Raw genomic sequence first — 12,261 nt, forward strand, 5'->3', positions numbered from 1 at the left:
TGTGCTGGATCGAAAAAAGTGTTGACGCATCTGTCGTTGCGGCATGCTGCGAGCGCAAGGAGGATGCAAAATTTCTAAGGAGCTGTTCAACCATGGATAAAATTATTCGTAAAATTGAAGAGCTTCGGTTGGAATTGAATAAACTGTCCGTATGCAGATGTCTCACCGATCCGGAGCTGATCAAGGCCAGTCAGAAATTAGACCGGGCATTAAACGACTACGACAAATTTTTAAAAGAAAACATGTAACCCAAAGAGGACCTGCTGATCCTGTCAGCAGGTCCTCTTCCTGTTCTGCATCGTGTGCAAGATGTTATGTACCTGACCGGAAGCCATCGTACATCCGGGCTGCCGTTTCTCTTGCTTGTATCGCCGACAAATGCAGCCTCTCCTCCGTACCGCCATAACCAATCTCCTCTTTACCGGCTTGCAGGTCCCTGAATACCGAGTCGGCAAACTCGTCAAGAGGCGCGCCGAAGGTGTGAAGCCCGGCCCCGCCAAGATCGGTGTTGACCGCAGGCGGCAGCACTTCAATCACCTTGGCGTACGTTTGAGCCAGCTGAATCCGGAGACTAACGGTAAAGGAATGGAGCGCGGCCTTGGTAGAGCTGTAAATCGGAACCCAGGCTCCCGGCGTAATGGACAATCCTGAGGTGACATTGACGATGACCGGATCCGGTTGCTTTAGCAAGTGCGGCATAAACAACAGCGTTAAATGAATCGGTGCATCTACATTAATTGAAATTTCCTGACGGTAATACTCCCACTCTTTCTCCGCTTCGAGCAAATGAACCCGCTGCTGAATGCCTGCATTATTGATGAGAACGTTCAAACCCGGAAATTCGGACGTCACCTTACGGAACAATTCCAGCCGATGGGATTCCACAGACAGGTCACATGCCACCGTATGTATATCCGGATAACGTTCCTTCAGCTCTTGAAGCTTGTCTGCGCGGCGCCCGCAAATGATCACGGTATTCCCCGCCTGAACGAACCGCTCCGCCAAGGCCAGCCCGATTCCGGATGCGCCGCCGGTAATGAGTATCGTATTTCCGCTAATCTTCATTTCTCCTTCACTCCCGTTGGATAAATTAGTTCACAATGATAAGATGTCCAATCTCCGCTCGATTCCATGTATCAGTAAATCTGGCGAAAGCTTCAGGCTGATAAGCATCACGTCATCGATAAATGCTTCAATTTATTGTAAGATAACTGTAGGTAAAAAGAAAATCGGACTGATTTTACATGAAGGAGATATCAACATTGAGTGAACCAGACCCATATCATTTTGAAGACTTAGGAGACTTCGGACGAGCTGCCCTGAAGGCAGACTGCGAGAAATGCTTCGGCCTGTGCTGCGTCTCCCTTCCTTTTGCCGCCTCATCCGACTTTGCCATGGACAAGCAGGCGGGAGAGCCCTGCCGCCATCTGCAATCCGATTTCCGCTGCGGTATTCATAACAGCCTGCGCCAAAAGGGATTTCGCGGATGTACCGTTTATGACTGTTTCGGGGCCGGACAAAAAGTTTCCCAGTTTACTTATAGCGGCATAGACTGGCGCCAAGCGCCGGAGACGGCGAAGCAAATGTTCGAAGTGTTTCCTGTCATGCGACAGCTGCACGAGCTTCTGGCCTATTTAAGCGAAGCGCTAAGCCATCCAGACGCCCACCTGATCCACGAGGAGCTTAGAACGCAGCTGAATGAAACGCATCGTCTCACCGAACTTCCGCCAGAGGAAATATTGAAGCTGGATATTCCCGCTCACCGGGCCGAAGTAAACCTCCTGCTCCTTAAGACCAGTGAACTCGTTCGGGAGGAGGCACGCCGACGTTACAAGGGACCGTCTTCTCGTAAGAACTTGAAGGGACGCGGGGCGGATCTGATCGGTGCCAAGCTGAAAGGCGCCGATCTCAAATTTCAGAGCTTTAGAGGCGCATATTTGATCGCGGCCGACCTTCGGGATGCAGACCTCCGAATCACGGATCTGATCGGCGCCGACTTCCGGGACGCGGACATCAGCGGCGCGGATTTGAGCGGATGCCTTTTTCTGACCCAGTTCCAGATCAATGCCGCCAAAGGGAACGCAGCTACCAAAATTCCAGCACATTTGGAGCGACCTTTTCACTGGACCTAATAGCCTGCCAAGAGTTCACAAAATAAAACAACCGCTGGAACCTCGTTGTCCCAGCGGTTAATTATTATTGGATATTAGGCGCGTTCTCCACGCAAATCGGGGAGGGACGGCTCAAAGGAACTGATAAATACGTCCTTCTGCTTCTTCTTGTTGTTCTTCTTCATGACACCAAACAGCGTAATGACAGCATACATCGGCACCACGTAGTAGAAAATCAGAATCAGATAGAACAAGCCGCCAGAGCTCAAATGCATTCCGGACGCAATCGCAAGACCCGTGAGCAGCAATGTATTCATGACGTTGGCAATCAACACCTCGTGCTTCTTCCCGAAAAACAACACACCGATCAACGCAGCGGTAAACACACTCAGCAGTAAAAAGGTCATGATGAATTCCTCCTTAAAAACATTGGATGCTATATCATACGCTATGGATCAGCGATGATTCACAATTTCGACAAATTGCTTTCACAATTTAGACACAATTAGATTACCTCAAAGATAACACATTTAAACACAATTGAAAAGGCTTTCACATAAATATTTGGAAAAAGAAGCAAAAAAGACGCCGGAACCCTTGTTCCAGCGCCTTTTTAAAGATTTATATATTTCATCACGCCATCCTTATTTCCTTAACGTGTTGGATCTGAATCGGACAGCTGATCGTGGATGGCCGACTGCTCCTCATGCCACCACAGCGCTTCCTCCGGCTCTTGAAGCACCTCATGAACTTCGTGCGGCTTCTCCACCGCGGGCGCAGAACCGCGAAGCGACCGGCCCGAGGTCTCGGTAAACCACATGGTCACGATGATAAAGCCGATAATTGAAACCGCGATCAAATAATACGCCGGTACCAAGGGCTCACCGGTCAGATTGATCAGCCAAGCCATGACAAGCGGAGTGGTCCCGCCGAACAGGGATGCTGAAATATTATAAGTAATCGCCAGGGCTCCATATCGGACCTTGGTAAAAAACAAAGCCGGAAGCACCGACGGCATGGTGCCTTCAAAACAGGTCAGAAGAACGGCGAGGCACAGCAGACCGAGAAAGACCATCCCTCCCTTGCCGCTCCCGATCCACCAAAATGCCGGCAGCGAGAGCACGATCAGCCCCAGCAGACCGCCTTGGATGATGCGTTTGTTCCCGATCCGGTCGCTGAAGTAACCCATGAACAGCACAATCGGGATCATGATGAACATGACAATAAGGATGAGCAGCAGCCCTTCCGTCTCTCCGTAACCGAGCACCGCGGTAAGGTGCGATGGCATGTAAGACAATACCATATAGTCCACGACATTGAAGGAACACACCATGACGATGCAGAGCAGGACGACTCTCCACTGAACCTTTAGCAGTTCCCGGAAAGGCACTTTCTGCCTCCCTTCATCCTGGGCTGCTTTCTCCATCGCCTCAAAGGCGGGAGTTTCTTCGAGATGATTCCGCAGGTACAGGCCGACCAAGCCGATCGGAGCCGCGATAAAAAAAGGAATCCTCCAGCCCCAAGCCAGCATCCGGTCGGGCCCGAGCAGGTAGCTAAGCAGTGTCACCAACCCGGATCCGGCAATGTACCCCACCAGGGTGCCTACTTCCAGACCGCTCGCCATAAATCCGCGGCGCTTGTCGGGCGTAGATTCGGCAATGAAGGTCATGGCGCCCGAATATTCTCCCCCGGTGGAGAAGCCCTGGACCAGGCGGGCCAGCAGCAGCAGCACCGAAGCGGTAATGCCGATGGATGCGTAGCTCGGGATGAGGCCGATGCAGAGCGTAGACACCGCCATCATGACCAACGTGATGGTGAGCACTTTTTTCCGGCCTAGTCGGTCCCCCAGCCTCCCAAAAAACAAACCGCCGAACGGCCTGACGAGAAAGGCGATGGAAAACGTGGCAAATGTATAAATCAGCTGGATGGAACCCGTCATCTCCGGGAAAAACACCTTGCCCATAATGACGGCCAAATAAGAGTAGATTCCGAAGTCGAACCATTCCATGGCATTTCCCAATGCGGTGGCGACGACGGCCTTCTTGGCGTTGCCGGTGTCCACGACCGTGATATCGTCCTTATGGAGCCGGGGTCCGGTTTTTTTTCGGAAAGGCAGCGCCCATTTACTTTTCTCGTGATTGTTGCTGTCCATAATCGAAGACTCCTCTGCAAGCGAAAATACCTTGACCAAACTAGTATTCGCCCGAAGCCTTACACCAATTCATCGAAGAACCGGCAGCCCTCCTTCATTAACGAAGTCAGTCTTCTTGCCCTCAATACGGGCTAATCACGAGACCGGCTGCTAATGGACCGTCATTCCTTCCATTCAATATGGAATAGCTCGCGCAGCACCTGCCCAATCCGTTCCGGCTCGACGTCTTCTTTAGATTTCATCTCTCCGTTTACCCGGGTTAAAGAGTTTCCGCTCAGCGTAACGCGTCCCTGCTCCGTCTGAATCATGGCCACCCGTATTTTATTGAATTTCGATTCGTGCCCGTACTGCGTCATATCGAACACCGCTGTGAAATCTTCCAGCAGTCGCGGCTCCCTGTCCAACTGGTACAGCATCTCCCACTCACCTGGGGTTTCCTTCTCCAAAACCAATCGGTCCTGTTTTTCTGTATACGGACGCAGGCGCCATTGTCCATCCCAGTCCTCAGTCCATTCGCCGTTCAGTGGAACCGGTACTCGGGGGCTTCGGCCGCCAAAACCAACATCCACGAGGTAATCTCCACCTGGAAGATGAACGACATTTACGGCATGGGTTCCGTAGATAAACCAACCTTCCTCCTGCTTGACGGTACAGGCAGCCATCGATACGCTGAATCCAAGCGCTTTGAGAAGGCTGTGAAACAACCCGTTCAATTCGTAGCATACGCCTCCGCGCCGGCCTTCAATGATCTTGTTGAAGAGAATGTCCGGTTTCATCGACAAAGGGACCCCACCCATGATATCTAGGTTTTCAAAAGGAATATGCATGATGTGCCGATATTGCAGTTCGCGCAGGAGCTTCAGATCGGGCGTGATGTCGATTTGATAGGCCATCCCCAGTCTGCTCATGTATTTTTGCAGGTTAAACATTCTTCTCACCTCATTTGGGAAGATGAAATCGTGATTAGAAACGGGCTGATTGATATGCGATTACAAAAAATCCATTACTTATAAGGTACAGGGAGCGATCTGCCGGGACAATGCGAATTTATCACAGCTGTACCGTTACAAATTAGATTCAGGTATAATGGTAATGAATGGAAACCTGTATTTTCCATAAAAGATGTGGCTTTGTGAAAGGCGCCAGAGCAGCACCACGTGGCATCCGCCGCATTGAACAAATTCTCGGCTTGCCGATCCGTCAACGCAATGAAGCCCAGCGAACCGCTGGACTAATGGGAGATGAACCTTCATGCGCTATTTTTTCAAATTGAATGTGATGAGCTGTATTTACGCTTTCCTCTTTTTCCTCCATGCGGAAAGTTTGGGCAATGTGTACAGGCTGGAAAGAATCACGAATTGGACTGGCATCTATAATGCATTGAACTGGGCGAATCTGGCCCTGCTGGTCGTATCATTGATCCTCTGCTATTGGCTGAGCAAGCGTCTCGTTTCCGGCCGCAAATCCGCTTATGCCGCTGCCGTTCTGTGGATCCCGTATTTCATCCTGTTGATTTGGGGCTTCAGCATGCTGTTTCCGCTGACGAATCCGGGAGATGATCCCGCTCCGGTCACCGGCTTGATTTTAATGTTCGAAATGATTGTGTTTCCGTTCTATATTGCCTTTAACACGCTCTTGTCAGCAGCGGTTCCTGCTATCAGGAAAGGCTTAAAATCGTAGGTTTCGGGACAGCCCGTTCCACGGTCAACCGGTGGTGTTCCCGCCTGTTTTGGATACGGATGCGCGATAACGGTCCAGCGCTTGCTGTTCTATGTCGATGGCACGCTGGATATCCATCAGCCGGATTTTTTTCACGTATTCATCAAAAGCGGATACCGGCTCCATGCCCATAATGATTTTCAGCGACATTTCGGTTACGGTCTTATTGACTTCCTGCATGATCACCGCCAGCTCGGTGCTCTCCTTCTCTGTGGTCGGAAGCGCAGGCAGCGTATGAAGCGCCGCATCCGTGTCGGACCACACCCGGACCGCCTCCTTCTGCTCCGGAAGGGAATAATACTGTTCCATGTAACGTATATCCTGGACGAAAGGCCCGAAATAACTTGCCCTGGTGTACATCGCCAGCGCCTGTGATGGCGCCAGCTTATCCGGGTTGTGCAAAATGACGTCCGTATACGCCGGATACCCGTCCTTCATCTCGTAGCTGACCCCTTCGATGCCGAAATTAAAAAGCAGATGTCCTTCCGGTCCGTACCCGTAGTCCAGCATCTTGACCGCTTCTTCGACATGCTTGCTCTTCGCGGAAATCGCCACCCCGCTGGATCCGACAGCCGGGGCCAGCTGCCCGAATTCGGGCCGGTCTCCGCGTTGAAGCACCGGATAGGGCGCCGGAACGAGCTCCACCGACGAATCCTGCGCTTTCATAACAGGCAGCCACGTGCCGATGCCGGCGCCCGCATTCCAAATGCCTGCACCGCTTCGGCTCAGGATCATGTTCGTGTCCTGTGTTTCGGAGTCCACGGCAGCAAAGTTCGGGTCGATCAACCCTTCCGCGTACCACTGCCGGAACAGTGACAGAAATTGTTTATACCCCGGCTCAACCGGGCCGAACTTGATTTTTCCCTCCTCTTGGTAAAAGCCTTTCTTAATTCCGAATGCGCCGATAAACCCTCCGCCCTCGATGCCAAACAGCGGGTTCGGTACGCCAAGGAAGGTAAGCGGCGCTTTCGCGCCTTTCTTTTCCTTGAATGCCTTGAGCACCGTATGCCAATCGTCGATCGTCACAGGTACGTCCAGGCCCAGCTCATCCAGCCAATCCTTGCGGATAATCGGTCCCTGGTAAGTCCGCAGCTTGTCGTCTCCCTGGATAAACGGGAATGCGTAATAGCTGCCTCCGGCTGTACGGATTTGCATATCGATATCGGGATGCGCCTTCAGGTACCGCTTCAAGTTCGGGGCGTACTGATCGATCGCTTCATTCAGGCGTAAAATATAGCCGTCGTTGATCGCCTTCTCCGGTCCCCCCGGATAGTTGATCCATTCGTACTCCATCATATCCGGCAGATCGCCGGATGCCAGCAGCACGCTGATCGCTTCCTTCGCCTGGTTGGCCGGAGGCTGGATGAACGTCAGCTGGACGCCGGTTCTCCGCTGCCATTCCTGAAAGAACGGCACCTGGTTAAAGGTGGACTTGATCCCCGCCGCGTTGCCGTTCAGTTCAGCCCAATAGGTCAGCTTGGCATCCGAGGCGGACGAACCTTTGCCTCCTCCCGTCATCAGGGTTGTTTCAGCAGTCGGCAACGAACTTGCCGTCTTCGTCGTCCGCTCACGATCGCAAGCCGGCAATACCGTTATGAGCAGAACCATGCAAACCAGCCATCCCCACACCGCCGCTCTCCCGTTTCCTTTCCGTTTCATAGGTACCTCCCGAAAATAAACATCAAATAATTTCTCTGTATTTGCCCGGCGTGATCCCTTCATACTTTTTGAACACCCGGATGAAGGTCGCGGGGTCGTTGTATCCGATCTGCCTGGATATCTCGCTGACCGACTCGGGCTTGGTCCGCATCAGCCGTTTCGCCTGCTCGATCCGGTATTTATGAATGCTGTCCAGTATGCCTTCGCCCGTCTGGGTCTTATACAGCTTCGACAGATAGCTCCCCTTCAGCTGAAAATGCTCGCCGATCGCGTTGACGTTCAAGTTCATGTCCATGTAATTCGCTTGGATATACTGGTGGACTTCCTCAATAAGGTTCCGCAGGGTATCCTCCCGCTCCCTGGATACGTGGGATGAACGTTTAGCTGATGCGTAGGCACACACTTCCTGAAGGAGGGACTGCAGCTTCTCCTGCATTTCCCGAAGCGTGCCGCATGCCATAATATCGTCGATCCATCGCGGGTTGTCGGCAAGCGTGATGCCGCCGCTCCCTTCGCCCAGCTCGTTGATCGCCTTGATCATCGTCCCGACGAGATTGAACATCAGGCATCTTGCCAGTGTGAGCGGCATGACAGGCTTGCCCAGATTTTTCTCAATGATCTCGTTCATACACGATGCGGCTTCATCCAGGTCCCCCGCCTTGATCACATTAATCAGCTGCTGCTCGATTTGAAGCGGATAATAATAGCCGTAACCGATGTCTGCGGTGCTGTCGGCACGGATGTCCTCGTATGCGATGATCCCTTTTTTGCCGAGGACCATTTTGTATTCCATCGCGTCGACCGCCTCCCGGTACGCCTCGGAAATGCCGATCCAGGAAGCATGGCGTCCGCTCAGTGAGATGGTCAGCTCCATGTCATACCGTTCCAGAAACCGCTGCGCCTCGGCGGCGATGTCATGAAGATCGTGCTCCCATCCGGAAGTATCCGCTTTCAAATTGACAAGGCAGGCCATCATGTCATCCGTTTCGACCACATACCCGGCATGTCCCTGCTTTTCCGCCAGCTCTTCCACGACATTGGATATAATCAGATGGATCAGCTTGCTCCGTTCATTCATGTCGATGCCCGGCAAAAATTCGTACAGCTTGTCTTCGTTCTCGATCACGAACAGAATGACGGCAAATTCCGTGGATACCTGCTTCATATGAAATGAACGAAACGCCTCCTCATACGGTACCAGTGTATCCGGTTTGCCTTTCAGCAGCCGGTTGATCATATTGGACCGCAGCACCTGCTGGTGCTTCTGCAGCTGCATGGAAATCTCGTCATTTTCAGTGCGGGTGCGGGCGACGACTTTCTGGATGAACCGGAACTCGTTCGCATCGGCATTACTACGGTCGGTGTTTTCATCCTTGAGTGACTCGACCAGCTGCTGTACAGGCGAATAGTTGCGGCGCATAAAAAACCAGGTCAGGACGCCGGCACCTGCCAGGCTTACGAGTATGCTGACATACGTAAAATTACGTACGTATTCCGCCTTTTCCCAATAGATTCCGCTCGGGATGATCAGGGCGTACTTCAGGTCCGAGACAGAGGAGTTGATTGAGAACAGTTCCGACGAGCCAGCCTGCGCGGAATCCGTTTGAATCCGCTTACCATTCAGAAAAGGCGCCAGCTCTTCCGAGTCCGGATGGTTGGACATCAGAATCTCGTTGTTATGGTTCAAAATGAGCAGCGTCGCACCGCTGAAACCCGAAATGCCCTCCACCGCTTCCTGGAACCGGCGGGTATCGGACATGACCACTACGCAGCCAGTGCTCTGCCCGTTCATGTCTTTCGGCAGCTGCGTAATATAGGCGATTGCCGTATGTTCATCAGCCGCATTGGCATGGGGAAGCACGATAAAGGAATTGCTTGTACCATTCAATACTTCGCTCTTCCATTGCTCGAATGTGAGCGCACCGGTTTGGTGAATTGTATAGAAAGCGGATTTCAAGTCGCGGATATTGCCGGACCTGTACACCGAGCCGTCCCGTCTGGAAACAACGTAAAACTCGTCAATGGAAGCATACGACGTTTTAAACAGCCTGAATTCATTCACCAGCTGGTATGCCGTGTACGGCACTTCCTGAGCCGGCATGCTGGAATACATCAGATGCTGCAAATTCGGGCTCCATGTCATTTCCATATTCAACCGCTTCATCAGGTCGATCTGATTATCGATTGTGTACCTCATCTGCTTCAGGAGCGAATCGTTGGCCCGGTGGATTTCGCTCTTCAGCGCATGGCTGGCCTGGGCATAGATCACCAGGCTGATGACGATCGGAACAAACAGCACCGCGCTGTATGATACGAGCCAGGTGACAATGATGCTCTCCCGTTTCCGCCATAGGTTTTGAATGTTCAGCAAAAGACCATCACCCATACTTCAATAGTTTGTCTCGATTGATTAGACACCCATTATATCGAATATCGCCTGGGATGCGTATAGATAAAAAGTGCAATCCGGTTGATAAAAAGCGTAATATCCCCTTGTTGGATACGGAATTAACGCGAAAAAGCCTCGGGAGACCTCACGGTCTACCCAGGCTCATGCAGATGAATGGACAGGCGGTCATGCATCCTGCATCAACTCGCTATACGTATCTTTTTAAAAGATCCGGTGCTTCCATCCGTTCAGTTTGGCGGCCGCCTCAATAAAAAAGTAGTCGCCGTAAATGAGAGATACATCCACGTTTTGTGATACCGGCTTATGGCCGGTTCCGTGCAGCAGGACGGCCTCATGATCCGGATCATTCCATGTTCCGTACGCCGTGTACAGGGAATGCAGAATCCGCTGCGCGGCATCAAGATATCCTCTTCCCCGGATATCGCCAAGCACTTCCGCGAGCTCCAGCAATCCGGATGCCGCGATGGCGCCGGCCGAGCTGTCTCGCACAATGCCGCCCTCGGCCTCCACTGCTTCCGCACGAAAATCCCAGTACGGCACGCCATCCTCGGGCAGATGCGCAATAAAAAAGTTCGCCACCCGCTGGGCTGCCGCAAGGTAATCCGGACGGTCCGTATAACGATACGCATTCGTTAGACCGTATAGTGCCCAGGCCGCCCCCCGGCTCCAGGCCGAATCCGGCGCAAAGCCCTGTCCGCCGATCGCTTCGGCGGCTTCGCCGGTTTCGGCATCGAACCGGATGATATGATGCACGGACCCGTCCGGGCGGACGAAATGGCGGACGACCGTATCCGCATGCTGCCCTGCGATATGTGCATACCGCGGATCTCCGCTCTGTTCCGATGCCCAGAACAACAGTGACAGATTCATCATCGTATCGATGATCGACCAGCCGGTCTTGTCGCCGTTCCAGGCACGGATGAACCGGCCGGCAGGGTTGAAGCGCCCGGCCAGGAAGCCGGCGGCAAGAAGCGCGCGTCTTGCCGCGTCTTCGTCTCCGGTCAGCTTATGCTTGATGACTGCGGTCGGCAAAAACTGAAAACCGACATCATGATCATAATGATTCGGAGCGAGCCACAGTTCCGACAACCGTTCATCCCAGTTCCAGGCAGCCTCCCGGTATTTATCCTCACCGGTCATGTCGTACATCAGCCACAGCACGCCCGGCCAAAAGCCCGAAGTCCACCAATCGATCCGCATATCATCGTATTTTCCGTCTTGGCCTGCGGCATGCGGCGATTTGTCTCTGATTCGTTCCAGCATTTGTCCCGCCTTGAGGACGATCTGCCGCCACATCTCCTGCTTAACTGTTTCAAAGTCCTTCATGCGAAGACCTCCTTTTTGACCTAATTTGATTCGCAGCTACGTGCATCAGCCCTTCAGCGAGCCAACCATGACTCCTTTCACGAAAAACCGCTGCAGGAACGGATACACGCACAGAATAGGCACGGTCGCCACCATAATCGTTGCGTATTTGATCGTTTCCCCGATTTGGAACCGGTCTCCCGCCGAAGCGCCCGATGACATGCTGTCGGTCGAGTTGGAGATCAGAATTTCACGCAGCACCAGCTGCAGGGGAAACAGGTTTCTGTCTTTGATAAACACCGATGCGTAGAACCACCCGTTCCACTTGTCCACCGCATAATAGAGAATCATGACAGCGATAACCGGCATGGACAAGGGGATGATAATCCGGAACAAAATGGTGAAATGATTCGCTCCGTCGATTTTGGCCGATTCCTCCAGGCTGTCCGGAATGCCCATGAAGGCCGTCCGCATGATGATCAGGTTAAACGTGCTGACAGCGAACGGAACGATTGTGGACCACAGCGTGTCCAGCAGACCCACGCCTTTGACGACGAGATACAGCGGGATCAGACCGCCGCTGAAGAACATGGTGAACACGATGATGAACATGAACACCTTGTTCCACATCACGTTTTTGCGCGACAGGACATAAGCGCCCATCGAGGTGAGCAGCAAATTTACCGCTACACCGAATACCAGAATGAACAGTGTATTGCGAAAACCGATGCCGATCCCCGGGTTGTCCAGCACGCTCTTATAGGCGTCGAGGCTGAAGCCGAGCGGACGCCACAGAAAGCCCTTGTGGCCGAGCAGCCGGGCTGAATCGCTGAAGGAAGCGAACAATACATACACAAGCGGATACAAGGTCACGACAACCAGAAAAATCATCAGGGCATAGTTGA

At 52.6% G+C, this 12,261-nt stretch carries 11 protein-coding genes; 3 read left to right on the forward strand and 8 right to left on the reverse strand.

The features are described 5' to 3' along the window. Positions 1–92: 92 nt before the first annotated feature. Entirely contained in the window at positions 93–248 is a 156-nt protein-coding gene (locus C7820_RS09745; protein WP_076166611.1) for an aspartyl-phosphate phosphatase Spo0E family protein, read from the forward strand. A 64-nt stretch (positions 249–312) separates the two neighbouring features. On the opposite strand, the gene C7820_RS09750 is transcribed toward C7820_RS09745, so the two are convergent. Continuing rightward, positions 313–1,065 (reverse strand): SDR family oxidoreductase, encoded by a 753-nt coding sequence (locus C7820_RS09750; protein WP_116230785.1) that lies wholly within the window; start codon positions 1,063–1,065, stop codon positions 313–315. Positions 1,066–1,262: 197 nt separating this feature from the next. On the opposite strand from C7820_RS09750, the gene C7820_RS09755 reads away from it, so the two are divergent. After that, complete coding sequence (locus C7820_RS09755; protein WP_258875183.1) at positions 1,263–2,132, forward strand: pentapeptide repeat-containing protein; 870 nt, start codon at positions 1,263–1,265, stop codon at positions 2,130–2,132. A gap of 74 nt (positions 2,133–2,206) precedes the next feature. Here C7820_RS09755 and C7820_RS09760 read toward each other — a convergent pair whose 3' ends face one another. From C7820_RS09760 to C7820_RS09770, 3 genes are all read right to left on the reverse strand, one after another. Next, positions 2,207–2,518 carry a hypothetical protein gene (locus tag C7820_RS09760; protein ID WP_076166622.1) on the reverse strand — a complete coding sequence of 104 codons (312 nt, stop codon included), beginning with the start codon at positions 2,516–2,518 and terminating at the stop codon, positions 2,207–2,209. 245 nt (positions 2,519–2,763) lie between these two features. Next, complete coding sequence (gene proP / locus C7820_RS09765; protein WP_116230787.1) at positions 2,764–4,263, reverse strand: glycine betaine/L-proline transporter ProP; 1,500 nt, start codon at positions 4,261–4,263, stop codon at positions 2,764–2,766. A gap of 161 nt (positions 4,264–4,424) precedes the next feature. After that, the gene (locus C7820_RS09770; RefSeq protein ID WP_116230788.1) at positions 4,425–5,192 is read right to left on the reverse strand and encodes an arylamine N-acetyltransferase family protein; all 768 of its coding nucleotides are present in this window, start codon (positions 5,190–5,192) and stop codon (positions 4,425–4,427) included. A 322-nt stretch (positions 5,193–5,514) separates the two neighbouring features. Between C7820_RS09770 and C7820_RS09775 the strand changes: the two genes are divergently transcribed. After that, complete coding sequence (locus C7820_RS09775) at positions 5,515–5,943, forward strand: hypothetical protein (RefSeq protein WP_116230789.1); 429 nt, start codon at positions 5,515–5,517, stop codon at positions 5,941–5,943. A gap of 24 nt (positions 5,944–5,967) precedes the next feature. On the opposite strand, the gene C7820_RS09780 is transcribed toward C7820_RS09775, so the two are convergent. The 4 genes from C7820_RS09780 to C7820_RS09795 form a co-directional block, all read right to left on the reverse strand. Then, positions 5,968–7,641: an extracellular solute-binding protein gene (locus tag C7820_RS09780; RefSeq protein ID WP_258875184.1), complete on the reverse strand. Its 1,674-nt coding sequence runs from the start codon at positions 7,639–7,641 to the stop codon at positions 5,968–5,970. 22 nt (positions 7,642–7,663) lie between these two features. Then, on the reverse strand, positions 7,664–10,012 hold the full coding sequence (locus tag C7820_RS09785) for a helix-turn-helix domain-containing protein (RefSeq protein WP_258875185.1): 2,349 nt from the start codon (positions 10,010–10,012) through the stop codon (positions 7,664–7,666). Between the two features lie 240 nt (positions 10,013–10,252). Next, on the reverse strand, positions 10,253–11,377 hold the full coding sequence (locus tag C7820_RS09790) for a glycoside hydrolase family 88 protein (protein ID WP_116230791.1): 1,125 nt from the start codon (positions 11,375–11,377) through the stop codon (positions 10,253–10,255). Positions 11,378–11,422: 45 nt separating this feature from the next. Beyond that, positions 11,423–12,247 (reverse strand): carbohydrate ABC transporter permease, encoded by an 825-nt coding sequence (locus C7820_RS09795; protein ID WP_076169368.1) that lies wholly within the window; start codon positions 12,245–12,247, stop codon positions 11,423–11,425. Between the last annotated feature and the right edge of the window lie 14 nt (positions 12,248–12,261).

Source organism: Paenibacillus sp. VMFN-D1 (genome assembly GCF_003386155.1).
GTDB classification, from domain to species: Bacteria; Bacillota; Bacilli; order Paenibacillales; family Paenibacillaceae; genus Paenibacillus_AQ; species Paenibacillus_AQ favisporus.